Origin of the sequence: Streptococcus sp. 1449 (assembly GCF_013276805.1) — a bacterium.
Classification (GTDB): domain Bacteria; phylum Bacillota; class Bacilli; order Lactobacillales; family Streptococcaceae; genus Streptococcus; species Streptococcus pseudopneumoniae.
Genome location: NZ_VMLS01000012.1, coordinates 40,282 through 62,414 on the forward strand (window position 1 = coordinate 40,282; position 22,133 = coordinate 62,414).

The following is a 22,133-nucleotide window of genomic DNA, read 5'->3' on the forward strand; positions in this document are numbered from 1 at the left end:
AATATTTAGAGAACACAAAATATTTTAGACTGATTAAACTAAAAGGAATAATAGGAAAATGAAAGAACTGAAATTATTGAAATATGCTACAATTGTATTTATGGTTTTTATCTTCTTTTGGGTAAGCTTTGGGGGTTATATCTTAGGAACTCAAAGAAGTAATGAAATAGAAACAGAGCAACAAATAGGTAAAAAGGTAGAAACAGCCAAAGAGACACAACGATATGAGATGTTAGACTATGAGGCTGAACTGGAAGACGCTGAGATTTTGGGTAAGTTCTGGAATAAAAAAGGTTACTATATTGTGGTGTATGATAAGACTACAAAAGCTCCAGAATTGTTCAAGGTAGAGTTTTCTGAGTGGAAACGTATGAGTATAGGGGAAACCTATTAAACAGTGTTAGAAGGCAAAATAGAGCCTTCTGAGATGTATTAGAATAAAAGTGCTATTAGTTAAGATCATTTCCAGTTGACGCAAGCTTAAAAAAACGTTATAATAAGAAAGTTGAGAATTGATTTTCACTTGTCTTAGTCCAGAGAAATGGCGGTGCTGCGAGCCATCTAAGCTAGAAAGTCATGCTACTCAATTTAACAATTGCATAAGAATAAGAGAATGACAAGTTCATTGAATGAAGGTGGTACCGCGGTTTTTCGCCCTTCGTGATATGAGCTTGTCTTTTAGTTTTTGGAGGTGTTGATGAAAACATTTCTTGTCAAACAAAAGTTTCGTCTTGGAGGCGAACGCTTCGCTATCAAGGATGACAGGGGAGAAATCGCCTATCAGGTGGAGGGATCATTCTTTAAGATTCCTAAAACCTTTACCATCTATGATGTTAATGGTGAACAAGTCAGTCAGATCAGTAAAGAAATCTTGACCTTGCTTCCACGTTTCGAGATTCAGCTTAGGGACGGTTCAAATTTCGTTATTCGTAAGAAGTTGACCTTCTGGCGAAATAAGTATGAGTTTGATAATCTGGGTCTTCGTATTGAGGGCAATATCTGGGACTTGAATTTCAAATTGCTGGATGATCGTGATCAGATGATTGCAGAAATTAAGAAGGAACTCTTCCATCTGACCTCTACCTATACCGTAACGGTTCTTGAGGACACTTATGCAGACCTAGTCATTTCCCTCTGTGTCGCGATTGACTATGTGGAAATGCTGGAAAGCCAATCACATTAAACAAGTAAATAAGGAGACAATATGAAACAACTATCTAGTGCACAAGTACGCCAAATGTGGCTTGACTTCTGGGCGACCAAAGGTCACTCTGTAGAACCATCAGTTAGCTTGGTTCCTGTAAATGACCCAACACTTTTGTGGATCAACTCTGGGGTAGCAACCCTTAAGAAATACTTTGATGGGACCATCATTCCTGAAAATCCACGTATTACCAATGCCCAAAAGGCTATCCGTACCAACGACATTGAAAACGTAGGAAAGACTGCGCGTCACCATACCATGTTTGAAATGTTGGGTAACTTCTCAATCGGGGATTACTTCCGTGATGAAGCTATCACTTGGGCTTATGAGCTTTTGACAAGCCCTGAGTGGTTTGACTTCCCAGCTGAAAAACTTTACATGACCTACTATCCAGACGATAAGGATTCTTACAACCGCTGGATTGAAGTGGGAGTGGATCCAAGTCACTTGATTCCAATCGAAGATAACTTCTGGGAAATTGGTGCGGGACCCTCTGGACCAGATACAGAGATTTTCTTTGACCGTGGAGAGGCTTTTGACCCAGAAAATATCGGTCTTCGCCTGCTTGCAGAAGATATCGAAAATGACCGTTATATCGAAATCTGGAACATCGTATTGTCACAATTTAACGCAGACCCTGCTGTTCCTCGTAGCGAATACAAGGAATTGCCACACAAGAACATTGATACGGGCGCTGGTTTGGAGCGTTTGGTGGCGGTTATCCAAGGGGCTAAGACCAACTTTGAAACGGACCTATTCATGCCGATCATTCGTGAAGTGGAGAAATTGTCTGGTAAGGTCTATGACCAAGATGGCGATAACATGAGCTTTAAGGTTATCGCTGACCACATCCGTTCTTTGTCATTTGCCATCGGTGATGGTGCCCTTCCAGGAAATGAAGGTCGTGGTTATGTCCTTCGTCGTCTCCTTCGTCGTGCCTCTATGCATGGTCAAAAATTGGGCATCAACGAGCCTTTCCTTTATAAACTCGTTCCAACTGTTGGAAAAATCATGGAAAGCTACTACCCAGAAGTGCTTGAAAAACGTGACTTTATTGAAAAAATCGTTAAGAGCGAGGAAGAGTCATTTGCTCGTACCCTACACTCAGGTCAACACTTTGCCCAAAGCATTGTAGCTGACTTGAAAGAAAAAGGTCAATCGGTCATCGCTGGTTCAGATGTATTCAAACTCTATGATACTTATGGATTCCCAGTTGAATTGACTGAAGAAATTGCTGAAGAAGCTGGTATGACTGTGGACCGTGAAGGTTTTGAAGCAGCCATGAAAGAACAGCAAGAACGCGCGCGTGCGTCAGCTGTCAAGGGTGGCTCAATGGGTATGCAAAATGAAACTCTTCAAAACATCACTGTAGAAAGTGTCTTCAACTACAATGCTAGCCAATTGTCTTCTAAATTGGTAGCTATCGTGGCGGACAATGCAGAAGTAGAAGCTGTTTCAGAAGGAACTGCCTCTCTTATCTTTGCGGAAACGTCATTTTATGCTGAAATGGGTGGACAGGTAGCTGACCACGGACAAATCTTGGATGAGTCAGGTAAGGTTGTGGCTACTGTGACCAATGTTCAGAAAGCCCCAAATGGTCAAGCCCTTCATACAGTTGAAGTCCTTGCACCGCTTGCCTTGAACCAAGAATATACCTTGGCAATTGATAGCAATCGCCGTCACCGTGTCATGAAAAACCACACTGCGACTCACTTGCTTCACGCTGCCCTTCACAATATCCTTGGAAACCACGCGACACAAGCAGGATCTCTTAACGAAGTTGAATTCCTTCGCTTTGACTTTACCCACTTCCAAGCAGTGACTGCTGAAGAATTGCGCGCGATTGAACAGCAAGTCAACGAGAAAATCTGGGAAGCTCTTGAAGTGAAGACAGTTGAAACGGATATTGACACTGCCAAAGAAATGGGAGCTATGGCCCTCTTTGGTGAGAAATACGGTAAAGAAGTCCGTGTTGTTACTATCGGTGACTACTCTATCGAGCTTTGTGGTGGTACCCACGTTGGCAACACTTCTGAAATTGGCCTCTTCAAGATTGTCAAAGAAGAAGGGATTGGATCAGGAACTCGCCGTATCTTGGCAGTGACTGGTAAGGAAGCCTTTGAAGCCTACCGTGAACAAGAAGATGCTCTTAAAGCAGTCGCAGCAACTCTTAAAGCACCTCAACTTAAAGAAGTACCTCACAAGGTAGAAGGACTTCAAGAACAACTTCGTCAATTGCAAAAAGAAAATGCTGAATTGAAAGAAAAGGCCGCAGCTGCAGCCGCAGGCGACATCTTCAAGGATGTTAAGGAAGTCAACGGTCACCGTTACATTGCTAGTCAAGTGTCTGTATCTGATGCTGGTGCCCTTCGTACTTTTGCAGATAACTGGAAACAAAAAGACTACTCTGATCTTCTTGTCCTAGTTGCCGCTATTGGTGATAAAGTCAATGTCCTTGTAGCAAGCAAGACAAAAGACCTTCATGCAGGAAACCTTGTCAAAGAATTAGCACCAATCGTTGATGGACGTGGTGGTGGTAAACCAGACATGGCCATGGCAGGAGGAAGCAACCAAGCTAAAATCCAAGAATTGTTGGATGCAGTAGCAGGTAAATTGTAATTGAGTAAAGATCTATCCATTTGGGTAGGTCTTTTTGTGAATGCAAAAAAGCCAAATCCGATTGGACCTGGCTTGGTTATTATGAACTATTAGATGGTATTGACTGCCCAGACACTTACGGATCTAGCTGAGACTGGGAATTGTCCATAACCTTCCTCATCGATTGTAACATGACTTTGGTGGTTTCCAAGTAAGTCTATGAAAGTTTGGTTAGCCCATTCTTGGCCGACAAACATTGACTTGCTGTTTTCTTGGTTATTTGAGATAAGGACTGCGATTGGGGATTGATGTTCAGCACCTGAACGTACCCAACCGATACAGTTTGCGTCATCAAAGTAGTCTGTTTGCTCTCCATAGGCCAAATCTTTTCGGATGGCTAGGAGACGGTCAAGGACTTCTTTGAAATCTTGTTGAGCATATTGCCCTGAAATCCCATAGTAGTCGCCGTAAAAGACACATGGAAGGCCATTTTGGCGTAACAGAATGAGGGCATAGGCTGCTGGTTTGAACCATTCTTCAACGGTAGACTCAAGAGCCTGACCTCGTTGTGTATCGTGGTTGTCGACAAAAGTCACAGCCTTGTCAGGTTTGAGTTCAACCAAGCTATCTGTGAAAATGCTACGAAGATCGTAGTTGGAACCTGCTCGACTAGCATCAAAGAGATTCTGGTGGAGACGAACATCGACAAGATCGAATCGTTCTTCCGTTTTTTCAAGATAGTCTAGGTTGGCTTCCTTGTCTGGGTTCCAAAATTCACCAAAAACGTAGAAATCGTCACCGTATTTTTCCTTTATATCACGGATAAAATTGCGCATAAAGAAAGAATCAATGTGCTTAACGGCATCCAAGCGGAAACCAGCTACACCAGTCGTCTCCATGAACCAGTCAGCCCAGTCATAGATATTTTGGATGACTTCAGGATGTTTAAAGTCTAGATCAGCATACATGAGGTAGTCGTAGTTACCGTTTTCGTTATCGACCAATTCCTCGTTAGCCCAGCCCTTGTTATCCCCTTGAATCAGATAAATCCCAGACTTTCGGCGTTTGGCATCATAGTCTGTACCGGTGAAGTGGTACCAGTGCCAGTGGAAGTCATTATAGGTATCTTGGCGACCATCGAAGGTAAAGCTAGTCCAGCCGTTGATGATGAAGGGTTCTCCGAGTTCGACTGTACGGTCAACAGGATCCACCTCAATAACCTGAAAGGCTTCCCTGTGATCGGCAGCAGCCTTGTGGTTGAGAACTACATCAGCCATAGGTTGAATTCCCTGTGCTTTTAGAGCTTGAATAGCTTGAAGATAGTCTTCTTTAAAACCATACTTGGTGCGGACAGTTCCTTTTTGGTTAAACTCTCCTAAGTCGAATAAGTCATAGACCCCATAGCCGACATCTTTTTCATTGGTAGCCTTGAAAGCTGGTGGCATCCAGACATGGCTGATACCGAGATCAGCTAGGTGTGGAGCATCTTCAGCCAGACGCGTCCAGTGCTGACCGTCGTGGGGCAGATACCATTCAAAGTATTGCATGAGTGTTTGATTTTGCATGATGTTTCCTCTTACTTGTCAATCTTGTTCTTTATTCTATCATAAAGTATCTCTTGGCGCAAACGTTTGCGTAAGAATAGAAGGAAACTATTGTATCTACTTAAAATAAAGTGTTGATTTTTTTGTATCAAAGTGCTAGTATAATAGTATGTGATATAGATAAAGATAGGAGTCATCCCATGATTGAATTTCAAAATGTTAGTAAGTTGTATGGTGATAAAGAGGCTTTGAGCAATCTCAATTTGCAGATTGAAAATGGGGAGATTATGGGCTTGATTGGCCATAATGGTGCTGGGAAATCGACCACCATAAAATCCCTAGTCAGTATCATTTCGCCCAGCAGTGGTCGTATTTTGGTAGATGGTCAGGAGTTATCGGAAAATCGCTTGGCTATTAAACGAAAGATTGGCTACGTAGCAGACTCGCCTGACTTATTTTTACGTTTAACGGCCAATGAATTTTGGGAATTGATTGCTTCATCCTATGGTCTGACTAGCTCTGACTTGGAGGCTAATCTAGCTAGGCTATTGAACGTTTTTGATTTTGCTGAAAATCGCTATCAGGTTATTGAAACCCTTTCTCACGGAATGCGTCAGAAAGTCTTTGTCATCGGGGCACTTTTGTCTGATCCTGATATTTGGGTTTTGGACGAACCCTTGACTGGTTTGGATCCCCAGGCTGCCTTTGATTTGAAGCAAATGATGAAGGAACATGTACAAAAAGGCAAGACGGTCTTGTTTTCAACCCATGTCCTAGAGGTAGCTGAGCAAGTCTGTGATCGGATTGCCATTTTGAAAAAGGGACATTTGATTTATTGTGGTAGCGTAGAGGACTTGAGAAAAGACCATCCAGACCAGTCTTTAGAAAGTATCTATCTTAGCCTTGCTGGTAGAAAAGAGGAGGTTTCAGATGCGTCTCAAGGTCATTAAAAAATTAGTTGATATCAATATCCTCTATTCATCTCAAGAAGCTAATCTGGCTAACCTACGAAAGAAGCAAGCTAAAAATCCTGGAAAAAAAGTAAATGTTTCCGCTAGAGTCCTAAGTTCTTACATTTTTTCCAGTCTCTTGATGCTCATCATGTTTATAAATATAGCCATTCATTTTCCTTTTGAGGAAATACCAAGTTTTTTTAGTAGCATGGTTGCTATTTTACTGGTGCTTGCCTTTTCAACTTCTTTCACTGCATTTTACAATGTCTTTTATGAGAGTAAGGACTTGGCATCGTATAGGCCCTATGCCTTTAAAGAATCAGAGATTATAATTGCTAAAGGACTGTCTGTTCTCTTGCCAGCTCTAACTGGAATTGTACCAATCCTAGCTTATTTTCTAGTCCTCTATATTAGGCTAGCTCCTTCTCTATGGCTGGGTTTGCCTTTGATGCTACTGTCCTTGACCCTATTATTTGTCTCTGTTACTTTAGTGATGGTAGTGGCAGTACATTTCTTGGCTCAGACTAGGGTCTTCAGAAAGTATCAGTCTATTTTTTCGAATGTGATGATTGGGATAGGAGTTCTCATACCTTTAATATATGTCTTCTTTCTACAGTCGACTTCTGGACGTATTGTTGACAAAGTTAGAGACATTCCATTTCTCCTTTATCCTATTCATCTCTTTTACAAAATAGCAGTGGAGCCTTTTTCGACAGAAGCCATCCTGGGTCTGCTCGCTTGGATAGGACTAACTGTCTTCGTGCTTTACTTGAGCAAAAAGAAGGTTTTTCCTCGTTTTTATGACGTGATTCTGCTTAACAGTGAGGAGAAGGTCAAGAAAGAACGTCGCAGTAAGGAGAGAATTTCAACTACTAAAAAGGGATTTTTCCGTATGGTTTTACGCTACCACCTCACCCTCTTGGGACAGGGGACTGGCGTGATTACAGTGCTTTTTACAAGTGCTTTCCTTCCTTATCTCATGATGATCGGTCTGATTTCCAAAATCCGAGATTCTCAGATAGTTCCAGACATTCATCCTCCATACTGGTTACCCTTGTTTTTTGTAGGAGTGTTTATAGCAGTTGTCAATAACAATATCACCAGCCTACATTCAATTGCCTTGTCCTTGGAGAGAGAAAATGTTGATTTTCTTAAGAGTTTACCCTTTGATTTTGCTTGTTATGTGAAAGTGAAATTTTGGATTATATTTGCTGTCCAGTCCTTTTTACCAGTTCTGACTTTATTTGGACTTTCTCTATATCTAGGCTTGCCCATCCTTTCGATGATTTACCTCCTTGTGGCATGGATCCTTGCCAGTGTCATCCTTTCTTGCCACAATTACTTTAAGGACGTGAAAAATCTGTCAACCAATTGGAGTAGCATTACGGACCTGGTAAACCGTTCAAATCGTATAGTAGCAATAGTTTTGATTTTTATTTATAGTGCAATCTTAATGGCCCTTGTAATAGGGAGCTTATTCTTGGTTCGGTCTCTCGTCCCTGTCCTTGCCATCAGCTTGGGAGTAGGAGTTCTTATCCTCTTGCTTGCTCTTGCTATTTTTGGCTATCATTACTACCTGTCACGCATATTGGCAGAAATAGAAAAAAGATGAGCTAGTTGGTCGCTTGCTTGATAAATTCAATTCGACAAACGCTTTTATAGTTTGTTAGAATGTAGTTGTAAATGATTAAGATTGGTAATCAAAAATATATAGGGAGGAATGTTTTGAATAAGAAATATAACATAGTTCTATTTTTGTTGTTTATAGTTTATTTATTGGGATATTTTTCAATTTCAAAAACTTTCATTCCTATAATGTGTGTGATCCAAGTATTTTTGATAGAACATATATTTAAAGTTCGAAATAGAATGATGCAAATAGGTGAAATTTTAATTATTGTTGCTTCTATGATATTATTTATTGATAGTATATTGAGTTTGTAACAAAAGTCTTCTCTATAGAATCAAATTTTCCAGATACCTGCTGAGGCTGATTTATCTTCTCTCTATGCCTTCTCATCTTTATTCTACTATCTACGTCACTAAACTTGACAGACACATATTGCAGGTACAGCCTCTCCAGCTACAATCTCAAAGTTAATACTCTTCGAAAATCTCTTCAAACCACGTCAGCTTTGCCTTGCCGTAGATATGGTTACTGACTTCGTCAGTTCTATCCACAACCTCAAAACAGTGTTTTGAGCTGACTTCGTCAGTTCTATCCACAACCTCAAAATAGTGTTTTGAGCTGACTTCGTCAGTCTTATCTACAACCTCAAAGCAGTGCTTTGAGCAGCCTGCAGATCGCTTCCTAGTTTGCTCTTTGATTTTTGTTGATAAAAAGAAATGCTCCTCCAAGACGGAAGAGCATTTTTTATTGTGATTTTGATTCGGTTTCAGCCGACTCTGGGTGGAGTTCTTGGTAACTTGGTGCCTTGAAAAGGTCAGTACTAGTTTTGCCTTGTCGTTGGCTAAAGAGGCTGGTTGACTGACTTCCTTTTTCTTGCTCAATCTTTTGCAGAATGGGCAAGGAATTGAGGTAAGAAATACTTTCTGTATCAACTTTTCCAAGATGATCTGCTTGGTAGAAACGGATCAAATCGCCAGTTTGAATCTGGTCGCTGATTTTCAGCTGTTGACTAGCTGCTTGACGAACAATTTCTAGTTCAGTCTGAGTTTGTTCATCAAGATTGCTGATTTCAAGACCACTTTCAGTGTAGTAGGTTCGTCCGTCGTAGCTGGTATATTTGGGTGTGACGAAGGAATTGGCAGTTCGAAAGGCAACGATTTCTTGATGGTCTGGAGACAGAAGGTCTTGCCCAACTTGAAGGAAGGAACTGGACTCAATACCAAGGAGGTGTTCGAGAGTCGGTAAGATATCGATTTGTCCACCGTAGGTATTGATGATTTGTCCTTTTTCATAGCCAGGCATGACCACCATAAAAGGCACTCGTTGCAACATGGCATTGTCGTAATTCGACCAGTTCTCAGAAGTCTTGCTAATCAAGGGTGCCAGGTCAGGATTGCGGGAGTTGGAAATACCATAATGGTCTCCGTAAATGACGATGATGGATTTTTCATAGAGGCCACTTTCTTTGAGATAGTCAAAGAAGGCTTTAATGGCACTGTCCAGATAGTTGGCTGTTTGGAAGTAGCCATTGATTGTTTCATCTTTGGTTTTAGCCAGTGGGAAACCAAGCTCATCGCCAGTCAGATTGCTAGCATAGGGATAGTGATTGGACACCGTGATATACTTGGCATAAAAAGGCTGCTGCAAATGCTCCAGATACTGAATAGAATCTTTCATCATGATTTTATCATTTAAACCATATTGGAAAGAATTGCTACTGTCTTGCTTGGTGAAGTAGGATGCATCAAAGAAGTATTGATAGCCCCATTGTTTGTAGGTCGTATTTCGGTTCCAGAAGGTCCCAATATTGCCGTGAAAGACAGCACTGGATTGGTAGCCATTTTTTGATAGGATAAAAGGCGCAGCTTGCTGGGTATTGGTACCTCCATAGTTGACCATAAAGGAACCTTGGTCAAGTCCAAACAAACCAGTCTCCAGCATGGTTTCTGCATCTGAGGTCTTACCAGCCTTGACTTGGTTAAAGATATTCGAAAAGGCTAGGGTTGATTGCGAATGGTAGAGGGAGTTGAGGAAGGGAGTGACTTCATGCTCAGTTCCATCTAGGTTGAGTTTATAGTCCAGCAGGAACTGTTGGAAACTCTCCAAGTGGAGATAAATCACATTTTTCCCTTTGGCTAAGCCGAAATAGTCTGGATTAGGTTTAGCCGAATGTTCTTGAATATAATCTGTAATAGGTTGCAGGTCGGTCTCAGAGGCCTTGGCACGTTCCTTGTTGGCACTGTATGATTGGTTGGCACTATAGCCTAAAAAGGCGGGTAAACTAAGGGCGCGAACAACATAATAATTCGAAAATCCTCGCGATAGGAGATCGGGACGCTCAATTTCAGCCAAGAAAAGGTTAGCTGAAAAGAGCAGGGCAGAGAGAGCAGTGATGGCAACACTGGAGCGGAATTTGAAAGGTCTCCTATCCAGCTGGATGAATTTTTTATAGAAAAGGAAAGCCAGCAGTGGGAAATCCATAAAATAGATGAAATCCCAAAAGCGCAGTAACTCTAATTCTGCAGTACCAACAGACACCTTGCTGACCACCTTCATGGTATTAGCCGTGATAAAGTCACTAAATTCTCGATAGTAAAAGACGTTGGAATAAAGCCAAATGAATAACAGGCTATAAATAGCTATACTCAGACCATAAAAGATTTTGGTTGACCGAGCATAGAGGGCTAGAGCTAGCAGGAGTAATCCCAAGGGAAGGGGATTGAAAAAGGCGATAAAGGCAAGGTAATTTCCCTGCAACTTGCCCACTTGAATATCTAAATTAAAGTCAACGGCATAGGCTAATAAGGTTTTGAGCCAATAGAGGATTAAAAGGGTTAGGACAAAACCCAGTCTGGTACCCATGGCTTTTTGGATTTTGTTAAAATTAATTCTCACACATTTACTTCCTAAATTTTTATTAGTATTAGTATACCATTTTTTAAAAGAAGAGTAAAAAAGCAAGGGTAGTTTCTTTTTTGAGAATTGGCTAAAAGTTTGATATAATGGTAGTTATGAATAGAATAAGAGTTAGCAAAAGGGTTGAAAAGAAGCTTGCTAAGGGGCTAGTTTTACTAGAAGCCAGTGATCTTGAGAATGTCAATCTTAAGGATCAGGAAGTAGAAGTGCAGGGTCAAGAAGGAACCTTTCTTGGGACTGCCTACCTTTCTCAGCAAAACAAGGGCTTGGGCTGGTTTGTTAGTAAGGACAAGGTGGCCTTCAATCAAGCTTTCTTTGAAATGCTGTTTAGACAAGCCAAAGAAAAGAGAAGCGCCTACTATCAAGATGATTTGACAACTGCCTTTCGTCTCTTCAACCAAGAGGGAGATGGCTTTGGGGGTCTGACAGTGGACCTTTATGGCGACTATGCTGTCTTTTCTTGGTATAACTCTTATGTTTATCAGATTCGTCAGACCATCTCAGAAGCCTTTAGACAGGTTTTTCCTGAGGTTTTAGGGGCCTATGAGAAGATCCGCTTTAAGGGTTTGGACTATGAATCTACCCATGTTTATGGTCAAGAAGCACCTGACTTTTTCACTGTTTTGGAAAATGGTGTCTTGTATCAAGTCTTTATGAATGATGGCTTGATGACAGGGATTTTCCTAGACCAGCACGAGGTTCGTGGTAGCTTGGTGGATGGATTGGCTATGGGTAAATCCTTGCTCAATATGTTTTCTTATACAGCAGCTTTTTCAGTAGCTGCGGCCATGGGAGGAGCAAACCAGACAACTTCGGTTGATTTAGCCAAACGTTCACGAGAATTGTCTCAAGCGCATTTTCAGGCAAATGGAATCAGCACAGACGACCATCGTTTTGTGGTCATGGATGTCTTTGAATATTTCAAGTATGCCAAACGAAAAGGCTTGACCTACGATGTGATTGTCCTAGATCCGCCTAGCTTTGCTCGGAACAAAAAACAAACCTTCTCTGTGGCCAAGGATTATCACAAGTTGATTTCCCAGAGTCTTGAGATTTTAAATCCTGGAGGGATTATCATTGCCAGTACCAATGCTGCCAATGTTTCCCGTCAGAAATTTACAGAACAAATTGATAAAGGCTTTGCAGGAAGAAGTTACCAGATTTTAAATAAATACGGTCTTCCAGCAGACTTCGCCTATAATAAAAAAGATGAAAGTAGTAATTACCTCAAGGTGATTAGTATGAAGGTTAGTAAATGAAATTAATCGTTTCAGTAATGCCAAGAAGTTTAGAGGAGGCCCAGGCTCTGGATGCCACGAGGTACCTGGATGCCGACATCATTGAATGGCGTGCCGACTATCTGCCTAAAGAAGCGATTTTGCAGGTGGCTCCAGCTATTTTTGAAAAATTCGCAGGTCGTGAGTTGGTTTTCACGCTACGAACTCGCTCTGAAGGGGGAGAAATTGACCTTTCTTCAGAAGAATATATCCATTTAATCAAGGAAGTGGTGCAACTCTATCAACCAGACTATATTGATTTTGAGTACTATAGCTACAAGGATGTTTTTGAGGAAATGCTGGACTTCCCAAATCTCGTTTTGAGTTACCACAATTTCCAAGAAACACCTGAAAATATGATGGAAATCTTGTCAGAGTTGACGAGCCTAAATCCAAAACTTGTCAAGGTTGCGGTGATGGCTCATACGGAGCAGGATGTGCTAGACTTGATGAACTATACACGGGGCTTTAAAACTCTCAATCCTGAGCAGGAATATGTAACTATTTCTATGGGTAAGGTGGGCAAGGTTTCTCGTATCACTGCGGATGTGACTGGTTCGAGTTGGTCTTTTGCCAGTCTGGATGAGGCTAGTGCCCCTGGTCAGATTTCTCTAGCTAGCATGAAAAAAATCAGGGAGATTTTGGATGAAGCTTGATGGCTATACACGTTTAGCTGCAGTTGTTGCCAATCCTATTAAACATTCTATTTCTCCCTTCATCCACAATAGGGCCTTTGAGGCGACAGCTACCAATGGTGTTTATGTTGCTTGGGAGATTGAAGCGGGTGATTTGGCAGAAACAGTAGCCAATATTTGTCGCTACCAGATGTTTGGCATCAATCTGTCCATGCCCTATAAGGAGCAGGTGATTCCTTATTTGGACGGGCTGAGCGATGAGGTGCGCTTGATTGGTGCGGTCAATACGGTTGTCAATGAGAATGGGAATTTGATTGGATATAATACAGATGGCAAGGGATTCTTTAAGAGTTTGCCTTCTTTTACAATTACAGGTAAGAAGATGACCCTGCTGGGTGCAGGTGGTGCGGCCAAGTCCATTATAGCGCAAGCCATTTTGGATGGTGTCAGTCAGATTTCGGTCTTTGTTCGTTCCGTTTCTATGGAAAAAACAAGACCTCACCTAGACAAGTTACAGGAGCAGACAGGCTTTAAAGTGGACTTGTATGCTTTAGAAGATGTTTCGGAACTGCAAGCAAGGATTGCCGATTCGGGCTTACTGGTCAATGCGACTAGTGTGGGCATGGATGGTCAATCATCCCCAGTTCCAGAAAACATCAATCTGACAGAGACTCTCTTGGTCGCAGATATCATTTACCAACCCTTTGAAACGCCATTTTTGAAATGGGCTAGAAGTCAGGGCAATCCAGCAGTCAATGGTCTGGGAATGTTGCTCTATCAAGCTGCAGAAGCTTTTCAACTGTGGACAGGCAAGGAAATGCCGACAGAAGAGATTTGGCAGTCTTTAACAGAAAAATACCAATAAAGAAAGGGAGACTCTCCTATGAAAATCAGAATCGATATTCCTCATCATCCTTATGATATTCAGATTGAAAAAGGTTGTCTGGCTCAGGCTGGTCAATGGTTGCGAGAACTATGGCAACCACAAAAAGTGCTCATCGTAACAGACAACCATGTAGCTTCTCTTTATGCTGAGAAGGTCAAACTCAGCCTAGAAGATGCTGGTTTTCAGGTAGCTGTTTTTGACTTTTTAGAAGGGGAAGAAAGAAAGAATTTAACTACTGTTCAGAAAGTATATGAATTTCTAGTTAAGCAGGGGTTGACTCGTAGCGATGGAATCGTGGCTCTCGGCGGTGGTGTCGTTGGGGACCTGGCTGGTTTTGTAGCCTCTACCTATATGCGGGGTATTCACTTTGTTCAGATTCCGACCAGTTTAACTGCCCAGGTGGATTCGTCTATCGGTGGAAAGACAGGCGTTAACACTCCATTTGCTAAGAATATGGTGGGTACCTTTGCCCAACCAGATGGGGTTCTGATTGACCCGCTTGTCCTTGAAACGCTTGGAAAAAGAGAGTTGATTGAAGGGATGGGGGAGGTCATCAAGTATGGCTTGATTGAGGATCCAGAACTGTGGGCTCTTTTGACGGAGCTGGATGGTTCTGTTGAGAGCATTCTGGAACATGCAGAGACCTTGATTGAACATTCTTGTCAGGTCAAGCGCAAGATGGTAGTTGAGGATGAGTTGGACAATGGTGTTCGCCTTTACCTCAATTTTGGCCACACCATTGGTCATGCCATTGAAGCGACGGCTGGGTATGGGAAAGTCATGCATGGTGAAGCTGTTGCCATGGGAATGGTGCAGATTTCCAAGGTGGCTGAGGAAAAAGGCCTTATGCCAGAAGGAATAACTCAGTCCATTACAGCTATGTGTCAGAAATTTGGCTTGCCTGTTGACTATGAAAACTGGGATGTTGACAAGCTTTATCAGGCTTTGACTCATGACAAGAAAGCGCGTGGCAACATCTTGAAATTGGTCTTGGTGCCAGAGCTTGGTTCAGCGACCATTCACCCAGTTTCTCTGGAAGAGATGAAAGACTACTTGGTAAAATAAGGAGAGTGTATGAGATATTTAACTGCAGGAGAATCACACGGCCCCCGTCTGACAGCTATCATTGAGGGAATTCCAGCTGGGCTTCCTTTGACAGCTGAGGATATCAATGGCGACCTTAAACGCCGTCAGGGTGGCTACGGCCGCGGTGGTCGTATGAAAATTGAGAGCGACCAAGTTATCTTTACTTCGGGCGTTCGCCACGGGAAGACGACAGGGGCGCCTATTACCATGGATGTCGTCAATAAGGACCACCAGAAATGGCTGGACATCATGTCTGCAGAGGACATTGAAGACCGCCTTAAAAGCAAACGAAAAATCACCCATCCTCGTCCAGGTCACGCCGACTTGGTTGGGGGCATCAAGTACCGTTTTGATGATTTAAGAAATTCTTTGGAGCGTTCATCAGCTCGTGAAACCACCATGCGGGTAGCAGTGGGGGCAGTGGCCAAACGCCTCTTGGCTGAGCTGGGTATGGAGATTGCTAATCATGTCGTGGTTTTTGGTGGCAAGGAAATCGATGTTCCTGAGAATCTCACAGTTGCTGAGATTAAGAAACGAGCTGCCCAGTCTGACGTTTCTATTGTCAACCAAGAACGGGAACAGGAAATCAAGGATTACATTGACCAAATCAAACGTGACGGTGATACCATCGGTGGGGTTGTGGAGACAGTCGTTGGAGGTGTTCCAGTTGGTCTTGGTTCCTATGTCCAATGGGACAGAAAATTGGATGCAAGATTGGCCCAAGCAATTGTTTCTATCAATGCTTTTAAAGGGGTGGGATTTGGTCTTGGATTTGAAGCTGGTTATCGTAAAGGCAGCCAAGTCATGGATGAAATTCTCTGGTCTAAAGAAGACGGTTATACCCGCCGTACCAATAATCTAGGTGGCTTTGAAGGTGGTATGACTAATGGGCAACCCATCGTTGTTCGCGGCGTGATGAAGCCCATCCCTACTCTCTACAAACCACTTATGAGTGTGGATATCGAAACCCATGAACCCTACAAGGCAACAGTCGAAAGAAGTGATCCGACCGCTCTTCCAGCAGCAGGAGTGGTTATGGAAGCCGTTGTGGCAACGGTTCTGGCACAAGAAATCCTTGAAAAATTCTCATCAGACAATCTAGAGGAATTAAAAGAAGCGGTAGCCCAACACCGAGATTATACAAAGAACTATTAAGGAGTTCCTATGGCAAAAACAATCTATATCGCAGGTCTTGGTTTGATTGGAGCCTCTATGGCACTTGGTATCAAACGCGATCATCCAGATTATGAAATTTTAGGGTATAATCGCAGTCAAGCTTCGAGAGATATTGCCTTGAAAGAAGGCATGATTGACCGAGCAACGGATGATTTTGCCAGTTTTGCTCCTCTGGCTGATGTCATCATTTTGACCTTGCCAATCAAGCAGACCATTGCTTTTATACAGGAGTTGGCAGGTTTGAACTTGAAAGAAGGGGTCATTATTTCAGATGCTGGTTCGACCAAGTCAGCCATTGTGGATGCGGCGGAGCAGTATTTGGCTGGCAAGTCTGTTCGCTTTGTCGGGGCCCATCCCATGGCTGGTAGTCACAAGACAGGGGCAGCTTCTGCGGATGTCAATCTTTTTGAAAACGCCTATTATATCTTCACACCTTCGAGGCTGACAAGTCAGGACACGCTTAAGGAAATGAAGGATCTGCTTTCAGGTCTTCATGCTCGTTTTATCGAGATTGATGCCCAGGAGCATGATTGTGTGACTTCTCAGATTAGCCATTTCCCTCATATTCTGGCTTCTAGTCTCATGGAGCAGACTGCGGTCTATGCTCAAGAACATGAGATGGTAAGGCGCTTTGCGGCCGGTGGTTTTCGAGATATGACCCGAATTGCGGAAAGCGAGCCGGGTATGTGGACCTCTATTCTCTTGTCCAATCGTGAGACTATTCTAGACCGAATTGAGGATTTTAAGGAACGTTTGGAAGCGATTGGTCAGGCCATTAGTAAGGGGGATGAAGAGCAAATTTGGAATTTTTTTAACCAAGCGCGTGAACAACGCCAGACCATGGAAATCCATAAGCGTGGTGGTGTGGATAGCTCTTACGACCTCTATGTTGACGTTCCTGATGAAGAAGATGTCATCCTGCGGATTTTGGAACTGCTACGTGGAACTTCCTTGGTTAACATCCACATCAACGAGGAAAATCGTGAAGATATTCACGGAATCCTACAAATTTCATTTAAAAATGCTCAAGACTTGGAAAGAGCCGAGCATCTCATAATAGAAAATACCGACCACACAGTCGTCATCAAATAAGGAGAAAAATATGCCTAAAATAGAGCTTAAATTCATATTTGGTGTTATCTTTATTTCTTTTATCTTACTTAGAGCTTACGCTGTTAAAAAAGATGTGAAAACTACTTCAGAAGCCAGTGTTGAGACAAAAAATGAACCATCCAACAAGGAAATAAGTTAAGAGAAAACCAATTCAAAGTATGTAGACGATAGAATTATTAATGAGTTTATCAATAGCTATAATCAAAATTCTAATAGCCCATTAGAAAATATCAAAAAAGGAAATATAAAAATAAAATATAAAAGTAAATATTTCGCATCAAGCTACGGATACTACTTGGAGCTTTTACATGCAAATGATACTGATAAAATCAATGTAACAATAAATCAGACAAATGAAAATAGTGAATCTGGTGTTGCAGGAATGAAAGAAGTATTTCATGATATTGTTAAATCGATTGAATCATCCTTATCTGATGATGAGATAGAGAACTATTTTGATAATCTTATGTCAAATGAAATAAAAACAGGTTCTAATTTAGGAACTTTGAAGATAGAGTATATACCAGATAAGGAATTAAGCAATGGACATTCAAGAGGTCATATAAAAGTGATTGCACAATAATAAAGACCACAGAGTGACTAGTAATTTAAAAAGAAATGAATAAGGAGAAAATCATGTCAAATATTTACGATAGTGCAAACGAACTCAGTCGCGGTTTACGCGAATTACCAGAATACAAGGCTGTTAAAGCAGCTAAAGATGCGATTGCAGCAGATGCTGAGGCAAGTAAAATCTTTACAGAATATGTTGCCTTCCAAGAAGAAATTCAAAGACTAGCCCAGACAGGGCAAATGCCAGACGCATCCTTCCAAGCGAAAATGGAAGGCTTTGGTAAACAGATTCAAGGGAACAGCCTCTTGTCAGAATTCTTTACTAAGCAACAACAATTGGCCATTTACCTTTCTGACATTGAAAAAATTGTTTTCGAACCAGTTTCAGAATTGCTAAAATAAGAAAAGAACTATCCTAAAGTCAGAATTTTTAAGGAATTTCTGGCTTTTTATGATAAAATAGGTAAAAGTATTGCAAGTATGAGGTCCAGTATGAAACTAAAAACAAACATTCGCCACTTACATGGCAGTATCCGCGTTCCAGGTGACAAGTCTATCAGCCACCGTTCCATTATCTTTGGAAGTTTGGCTGAGGGTGAGACCAAGGTTTATGATATTCTGCGAGGTGAAGACGTTCTTTCGACCATGCAGGTTTTTCGTGACCTTGGTGTTGAAATTGAGGACAAAGATGGGGTTATTACCATTCAAGGTGTGGGTATGGAAGGCTTAAAAGCTCCGCAAAATGCCCTTGATATGGGAAATTCTGGTACCTCGATTCGCCTGATTTCAGGTGTCCTTGCAGGTGCAGATTTTGAAGTAGAAATGTTTGGAGACGACAGTCTTTCCAAACGTCCTATGGATCGTGTGACGATTCCTCTGAAAAAAATGGGCGTTAGCATTTCGGGACAAACTGAGCGAGACCTGCCTCCTCTTCACTTAAAAGGGACGAAAACCCTAAGACCTATTCAGTATGAGTTGCCAATTGCCTCTGCCCAAGTCAAGTCAGCCTTGATCTTTGCGGCCTTGCAGGCTCAGGGGGAGTCAGTGATTATCGAAAAAGAGTGCACCCGTAATCATACTGAAGATATGTTGCAACAATTTGGTGGCCATTTAAGTGTGGAGGGCAAGAAAATCACAGTCCAAGGGCCACAAAAATTGACAGGACAGAAGGTGGTCGTACCAGGAGATATTTCCAGTGCAGCCTTTTGGTTAGTCGCAGGTTTGATTGTTCCAAACTCTCGTCTAGTGCTGCAGAATGTGGGTATCAACGAAACGCGCACCGGTATTATTGATGTCATTCGCGCCATGGGTGGAAAATTGGAAATGACTGAAATTGACCCAGTCGCTAAATCTGCTACCTTGACTGTTGAGTCTTCAGACTTGAAAGGAACAGAGATTGGCGGTGCCTTGATTCCACGTTTGATTGATGAATTGCCCATTATCGCTCTACTTGCGACCCAAGCCCAAGGTGTAACAGTTATCAAGGATGCTGAGGAACTTAAGGTCAAGGAAACAGACCGCATTCAGGTGGTGGCAGACGCCCTGAATAGTATGGGAGCAGATATCACACCTACAGCAGATGGAATGATTATCAAAGGAAAATCCGCTCTTTACGGTGCTAGAGTCAATACGTTTGGAGACCACCGAATTGGCATGATGACAGCCATCGCAGCTCTCTTGGTTGCAGATGGAGAAGTGGAACTTGATCGGGCAGAAGCCATCAATACCAGCTATCCTAGCTTCTTTGATGATTTGGAGAACTTGACTCATGGCTAAGGTGTTACTAGGCTTTATGGGTGCTGGCAAATCGACTATTGCAAGAGGTTTAGACCCAGACTACCTTGATATGGATGCTCTGATAGAGAAGCGTTTAGGTATGTCCATTGCGGAATTTTTCGCGGAAAAGGGCGAAGCGGCCTTTCGTCAGGTAGAGTCAGAAGTCCTAGCTAATTTACTACAAACAGACCAAGTCGTGTCAACTGGAGGAGGAGTGGTTATTTCTCAGAGAAATCGTGACTTACTCAAGACTAATACAGATAACATCTACCTGAAAGCAGATTTTGAAACCCTCTACCAACGTATCGCAGCTGATAAGGATAATCAGCGCCCGCTTTTTCTAAATAATAGCAAGGAAGAACTTGCAGCTATTTTCCAAGAAAGACAGGTTTGGTATGAGGAAGTGGCTAGTCGGATTTTGGATGTGACCAAGCTAAGTCCGGAGGAAATTATAGAGGAACTAAGATGAAAATTGCTTATCTAGGTCCCAAGGGATCATTTTCACACCATGTTGTGCAGACAGCTTTTCCTAATGAGGAATTGCAGGCTTTTGCCAACATTACAGATGTCATCAAGGCTTATGAGCAAGGATTAGTGGACTATTCTGTGGTGCCAGTTGAAAACTCTATTGAGGGTAGTGTTCATGAAACCTTGGACTATCTTTTTCATCAGGCTCACATCCAAGCAGTAGCAGAAATCGTTCAGCCTATTCATCAGCAGTTGATGGTGGTTCCAGGCCATACTAAGATTGAAAAGATTTTTTCACATCCACAGGCCTTGGCTCAAGGAAAGAAATTCATCGATGAACAATATCCAGAGGCTCAAATCGAGGTAACAGCTAGTACAGCTTATGCGGCCCGTTTTATTTCCGAACATCCAGACCAGCCCTTTGCAGCAGTTGCACCTAGAAGTTCTGCTGAAGAATATGGATTGGAACTGATTGCCGAGGATATTCAGGAAATGGAAGCCAATTTCACACGTTTCTGGGTTCTAGGAGCTGAAAAGCCTTCTATTCCCTTGCAAGCACAAACTGAAAAGATGAGTTTGGCCTTGACATTACCTGACAACCTTCCAGGTGCACTTTATAAGGCCCTGTCGACCTTTGCTTGGCGAGGAATTGACTTGACAAAAATTGAAAGTCGTCCACTCAAGACAGCACTGGGTGAATACTTTTTCATTATCGATGTGGATTATACCGATAAGGACTTGGTCCACTTTGCCCAAAAAGAATTAGAAGCGATTGGAATCCAGTATAAAATTCTGGGTGCCTATCCTATTTATCCAATATCAGACCATGGAAAGGAGAGAAGATGAGTAAAGAAAATCCCTTAAGTCATCATGAGCAGTTGCGTTATGATTATTTGCTAAAAAATATTCATTATCTCAATGAGAGAGAAAAAAATGAGTTTGCCTATTTGCAAGAAAAGCTAACTCTTGCTAGGGGAAATAGTAGCTCTAGCTTGGAACAAGAAAGAGAAGAGCAGGTTGACTTACCAAGCTATGCGAACCGGAGTCGCTCACAATCCAAATCACAAGCACTCTCTTTCCCTCCAAAAAAGAAAAGACGGAAGCTCCGTCTTAAACGAATTTTTATGGTGATTTTTTCACTTTTGGTCTGTGTGGCTTTGGCCATGGTATTCATGTTTTTGCGTGGTTACCAAGATGCTAGCGCAAAGAAAACTGCTGATGCTAAGGCAGCACAGGTTCAAGTCTTTAATGGTCAGGACACTAGAGATGGAGTTAATATTTTGATCATGGGGACAGACGGTCGAATCGGTCAAAATAGTGTTGAGACACGAACTGACTCTATTATGGTATTAAATGTCGGGGGCTCAGATAAGAAAATGAAGCTAGTCAGTTTCATGCGTGATAATTTGGTCTATATAGATGGTTATAGTCAAGTGATTAATGGTAGAAAACAGACAGATAACAAGTTAAACGTAGCCTACGAGTTAGGAGAACAAGAGGGGCAAAAAGGGGCAGAAATGGTTCGCCAAGTCTTGAAAGATAATTTTGACTTGGACATTAAGTACTACGCCTTGGTTGATTTCCAGGCCTTTGCCACAGCGATTGACACGCTTTTCCCTGATGGGGTGACGATTGATGCTCAATTTTCAACATTGAATGGGCGTCCCCTAACAGAAGCTACAGTCGGAGATGATTTATATGCTACCGAGACTGAGTCTCCAACCCAAACCATTAAAGTCGGAAAACAGCAGATGAATGGCTCGACCCTGCTCAATTATGCTCGTTTCCGTGATGATGATGAGGCGGATTACGGCCGTACAAAAAGACAGCAACAAGTTTTAACAGCAATTTTAGAGCAAATTAAAGATCCCACTAAACTTTTCACTGGTTCTGAAGCTCTTGGAAAGGTTTTTGCTATGACCTCAACCAACGTACCCTATACTTTCCTCCTAACAAACGGTTTATCTGTTTTGGATGGAGCAAAAAATGGTATTGAAAAATTGACGATTCCAGAACTGGGTGACTGGGTAGATGCCTATGATGTTTATGGAGGCTTGGGCTTGCTGGTTGATCAAAACAAATATCAAACCAAGCTCGCTCAAATGGGCTTGAGATAAGATAATACTCAATGAAAATTAAAGTGCAAACTAGGAAGCTAGCCGCAGGCTGCTAAAAACACAGTTTTGAGGTNNATACCTACGGCAAGGTGAAGCTGACGTGGTTTGAAGAGATTTTCGAAGAGTATAAGACAGAAAAATCAAAGTTTGATAGCTATTTGGATAGCAGTCAGGCTTTGAT

The 22,133-nt window shown here is 42.1% G+C and carries 22 protein-coding genes; 19 read left to right on the forward strand and 3 right to left on the reverse strand.

The genetic code is table 11. The features are described from left to right. Nucleotides 1-58 precede the first annotated feature (58 nt). From HT687_RS03955 to alaS, 3 genes are all read left to right on the forward strand, one after another. Nucleotides 59-394 carry a hypothetical protein gene (locus HT687_RS03955; protein WP_000661302.1) on the forward strand — a complete coding sequence of 112 codons (336 nt, stop codon included), beginning with the start codon at nucleotides 59-61 and terminating at the stop codon, nucleotides 392-394. 303 nt (nucleotides 395-697) lie between these two features. Further along, entirely contained in the window at nucleotides 698-1,183 is a 486-nt protein-coding gene (locus tag HT687_RS03960) for an LURP-one-related/scramblase family protein (RefSeq protein ID WP_000847069.1), read from the forward strand. A 21-nt stretch (nucleotides 1,184-1,204) separates the two neighbouring features. Then, nucleotides 1,205-3,823: an alanine--tRNA ligase gene (gene alaS / locus HT687_RS03965; protein WP_000811774.1), complete on the forward strand. Its 2,619-nt coding sequence runs from the start codon at nucleotides 1,205-1,207 to the stop codon at nucleotides 3,821-3,823. Between the two features lie 89 nt (nucleotides 3,824-3,912). On the opposite strand, the gene HT687_RS03970 is transcribed toward alaS, so the two are convergent. Next, entirely contained in the window at nucleotides 3,913-5,367 is a 1,455-nt protein-coding gene (locus HT687_RS03970) for an alpha-amylase (protein WP_001181039.1), read from the reverse strand. Nucleotides 5,368-5,546: 179 nt separating this feature from the next. Between HT687_RS03970 and HT687_RS03975 the strand changes: the two genes are divergently transcribed. The 3 genes from HT687_RS03975 to HT687_RS12310 all read left to right on the forward strand — a co-directional run bounded on the left by HT687_RS03975 (nucleotide 5,547) and on the right by HT687_RS12310 (nucleotide 8,243). Next, nucleotides 5,547-6,296 carry an ABC transporter ATP-binding protein gene (locus HT687_RS03975; protein WP_000569210.1) on the forward strand — a complete coding sequence of 250 codons (750 nt, stop codon included), beginning with the start codon at nucleotides 5,547-5,549 and terminating at the stop codon, nucleotides 6,294-6,296. Continuing rightward, entirely contained in the window at nucleotides 6,277-7,911 is a 1,635-nt protein-coding gene (locus HT687_RS03980) for a hypothetical protein (RefSeq protein WP_001237593.1), read from the forward strand. The genes HT687_RS03975 and HT687_RS03980 overlap by 20 nt, the downstream gene beginning before the upstream one ends. Before the next feature lie 71 nt (nucleotides 7,912-7,982). Further along, nucleotides 7,983-8,243 (forward strand): hypothetical protein, encoded by a 261-nt coding sequence (locus tag HT687_RS12310; RefSeq protein WP_000590367.1) that lies wholly within the window; start codon nucleotides 7,983-7,985, stop codon nucleotides 8,241-8,243. Nucleotides 8,244-8,396: 153 nt separating this feature from the next. Here HT687_RS12310 and HT687_RS11780 read toward each other — a convergent pair whose 3' ends face one another. Together HT687_RS11780 and HT687_RS03990 are read right to left on the reverse strand one after the other, a co-directional pair. Beyond that, nucleotides 8,397-8,657: a hypothetical protein gene (locus HT687_RS11780; protein WP_023932766.1), complete on the reverse strand. Its 261-nt coding sequence runs from the start codon at nucleotides 8,655-8,657 to the stop codon at nucleotides 8,397-8,399. Between the two features lie 16 nt (nucleotides 8,658-8,673). Continuing rightward, nucleotides 8,674-10,791 carry an LTA synthase family protein gene (locus HT687_RS03990; protein WP_031233544.1) on the reverse strand — a complete coding sequence of 706 codons (2,118 nt, stop codon included), beginning with the start codon at nucleotides 10,789-10,791 and terminating at the stop codon, nucleotides 8,674-8,676. Between the two features lie 149 nt (nucleotides 10,792-10,940). On the opposite strand from HT687_RS03990, the gene HT687_RS03995 reads away from it, so the two are divergent. The 13 genes from HT687_RS03995 to psr all read left to right on the forward strand — a co-directional run bounded on the left by HT687_RS03995 (nucleotide 10,941) and on the right by psr (nucleotide 21,952). Beyond that, nucleotides 10,941-12,104 (forward strand): class I SAM-dependent rRNA methyltransferase, encoded by a 1,164-nt coding sequence (locus HT687_RS03995; RefSeq protein WP_031233545.1) that lies wholly within the window; start codon nucleotides 10,941-10,943, stop codon nucleotides 12,102-12,104. Beyond that, nucleotides 12,101-12,778 (forward strand): type I 3-dehydroquinate dehydratase, encoded by a 678-nt coding sequence (aroD, locus tag HT687_RS04000; protein ID WP_000767767.1) that lies wholly within the window; start codon nucleotides 12,101-12,103, stop codon nucleotides 12,776-12,778. The genes HT687_RS03995 and aroD overlap by 4 nt, the downstream gene beginning before the upstream one ends. Next, the gene (locus HT687_RS04005) at nucleotides 12,768-13,622 is read left to right on the forward strand and encodes a shikimate dehydrogenase (RefSeq protein WP_023932792.1); all 855 of its coding nucleotides are present in this window, start codon (nucleotides 12,768-12,770) and stop codon (nucleotides 13,620-13,622) included. Before aroD ends, HT687_RS04005 begins: the two co-directional genes overlap by 11 nt. 18 nt (nucleotides 13,623-13,640) lie before the next feature. Continuing rightward, nucleotides 13,641-14,708 carry a 3-dehydroquinate synthase gene (aroB, locus tag HT687_RS04010; RefSeq protein WP_000702126.1) on the forward strand — a complete coding sequence of 356 codons (1,068 nt, stop codon included), beginning with the start codon at nucleotides 13,641-13,643 and terminating at the stop codon, nucleotides 14,706-14,708. A 9-nt stretch (nucleotides 14,709-14,717) separates the two neighbouring features. Beyond that, entirely contained in the window at nucleotides 14,718-15,884 is a 1,167-nt protein-coding gene (aroC, locus tag HT687_RS04015) for a chorismate synthase (RefSeq protein WP_172924087.1), read from the forward strand. A 9-nt stretch (nucleotides 15,885-15,893) separates the two neighbouring features. After that, nucleotides 15,894-16,997 carry a prephenate dehydrogenase gene (locus HT687_RS04020; protein ID WP_172924088.1) on the forward strand — a complete coding sequence of 368 codons (1,104 nt, stop codon included), beginning with the start codon at nucleotides 15,894-15,896 and terminating at the stop codon, nucleotides 16,995-16,997. Between the two features lie 10 nt (nucleotides 16,998-17,007). Continuing rightward, a complete protein-coding gene (locus tag HT687_RS04025) occupies nucleotides 17,008-17,157 on the forward strand; it encodes a hypothetical protein (protein ID WP_001124152.1) in 150 nt (49 codons plus the stop codon). A gap of 156 nt (nucleotides 17,158-17,313) precedes the next feature. Next, on the forward strand, nucleotides 17,314-17,601 hold the full coding sequence (locus tag HT687_RS04030; protein WP_000421417.1) for a hypothetical protein: 288 nt from the start codon (nucleotides 17,314-17,316) through the stop codon (nucleotides 17,599-17,601). Nucleotides 17,602-17,654: 53 nt separating this feature from the next. Continuing rightward, nucleotides 17,655-17,993: a YlbF/YmcA family competence regulator gene (locus HT687_RS04035; protein WP_000065969.1), complete on the forward strand. Its 339-nt coding sequence runs from the start codon at nucleotides 17,655-17,657 to the stop codon at nucleotides 17,991-17,993. 90 nt (nucleotides 17,994-18,083) lie between these two features. Beyond that, nucleotides 18,084-19,367, forward strand: a complete 1,284-nt coding sequence (aroA, locus tag HT687_RS04040; protein ID WP_000769893.1) for a 3-phosphoshikimate 1-carboxyvinyltransferase — start codon at nucleotides 18,084-18,086, stop codon at nucleotides 19,365-19,367. After that, a complete protein-coding gene (locus tag HT687_RS04045; RefSeq protein ID WP_001151365.1) occupies nucleotides 19,360-19,836 on the forward strand; it encodes a shikimate kinase in 477 nt (158 codons plus the stop codon). Before aroA ends, HT687_RS04045 begins: the two co-directional genes overlap by 8 nt. Next, on the forward strand, nucleotides 19,833-20,681 hold the full coding sequence (pheA, locus tag HT687_RS04050) for a prephenate dehydratase (RefSeq protein WP_000686437.1): 849 nt from the start codon (nucleotides 19,833-19,835) through the stop codon (nucleotides 20,679-20,681). The genes HT687_RS04045 and pheA overlap by 4 nt, the downstream gene beginning before the upstream one ends. Next, nucleotides 20,678-21,952, forward strand: coding sequence for a polyisoprenyl-teichoic acid--peptidoglycan teichoic acid transferase Psr (gene psr, locus HT687_RS04055; RefSeq protein ID WP_000032344.1), 1,275 nt, complete (start codon nucleotides 20,678-20,680; stop codon nucleotides 21,950-21,952). The genes pheA and psr overlap by 4 nt, the downstream gene beginning before the upstream one ends. Nucleotides 21,953-22,133: the final 181 nt, after the last annotated feature.

Excerpts from the sequence above, each read along its gene's own strand:
- HT687_RS12310 (WP_000590367.1), top strand. The coding sequence starts at position 7,983 with ATGATTAAGATTGGTAATCAAAAATATATAGGGAGGAATGTTTTGAAT.
- aroD (WP_000767767.1), top strand. The coding sequence starts at position 12,101 with ATGAAATTAATCGTTTCAGTAATGCCAAGAAGTTTAGAGGAGGCCCAG.
- HT687_RS03975 (WP_000569210.1), top strand. The coding sequence starts at position 5,547 with ATGATTGAATTTCAAAATGTTAGTAAGTTGTATGGTGATAAAGAGGCT.
- HT687_RS04020 (WP_172924088.1), top strand. The coding sequence starts at position 15,894 with ATGGCAAAAACAATCTATATCGCAGGTCTTGGTTTGATTGGAGCCTCT.
- aroC (WP_172924087.1), top strand. The coding sequence starts at position 14,718 with ATGAGATATTTAACTGCAGGAGAATCACACGGCCCCCGTCTGACAGCT.
- HT687_RS03955 (WP_000661302.1), top strand. The coding sequence starts at position 59 with ATGAAAGAACTGAAATTATTGAAATATGCTACAATTGTATTTATGGTT.
- pheA (WP_000686437.1), top strand. The coding sequence starts at position 19,833 with ATGAAAATTGCTTATCTAGGTCCCAAGGGATCATTTTCACACCATGTT.
- HT687_RS03960 (WP_000847069.1), top strand. The coding sequence starts at position 698 with ATGAAAACATTTCTTGTCAAACAAAAGTTTCGTCTTGGAGGCGAACGC.
- HT687_RS03995 (WP_031233545.1), top strand. The coding sequence starts at position 10,941 with ATGAATAGAATAAGAGTTAGCAAAAGGGTTGAAAAGAAGCTTGCTAAG.
- HT687_RS03990 (WP_031233544.1), bottom strand. The coding sequence starts at position 10,791 with ATGGGTACCAGACTGGGTTTTGTCCTAACCCTTTTAATCCTCTATTGG.
- aroA (WP_000769893.1), top strand. The coding sequence starts at position 18,084 with ATGAAACTAAAAACAAACATTCGCCACTTACATGGCAGTATCCGCGTT.
- HT687_RS04005 (WP_023932792.1), top strand. The coding sequence starts at position 12,768 with ATGAAGCTTGATGGCTATACACGTTTAGCTGCAGTTGTTGCCAATCCT.
- HT687_RS03970 (WP_001181039.1), bottom strand. The coding sequence starts at position 5,367 with ATGCAAAATCAAACACTCATGCAATACTTTGAATGGTATCTGCCCCAC.
- HT687_RS04035 (WP_000065969.1), top strand. The coding sequence starts at position 17,655 with ATGTCAAATATTTACGATAGTGCAAACGAACTCAGTCGCGGTTTACGC.
- psr (WP_000032344.1), top strand. The coding sequence starts at position 20,678 with ATGAGTAAAGAAAATCCCTTAAGTCATCATGAGCAGTTGCGTTATGAT.
- HT687_RS04045 (WP_001151365.1), top strand. The coding sequence starts at position 19,360 with ATGGCTAAGGTGTTACTAGGCTTTATGGGTGCTGGCAAATCGACTATT.
- alaS (WP_000811774.1), top strand. The coding sequence starts at position 1,205 with ATGAAACAACTATCTAGTGCACAAGTACGCCAAATGTGGCTTGACTTC.
- HT687_RS04025 (WP_001124152.1), top strand. The coding sequence starts at position 17,008 with ATGCCTAAAATAGAGCTTAAATTCATATTTGGTGTTATCTTTATTTCT.
- HT687_RS03980 (WP_001237593.1), top strand. The coding sequence starts at position 6,277 with ATGCGTCTCAAGGTCATTAAAAAATTAGTTGATATCAATATCCTCTAT.
- aroB (WP_000702126.1), top strand. The coding sequence starts at position 13,641 with ATGAAAATCAGAATCGATATTCCTCATCATCCTTATGATATTCAGATT.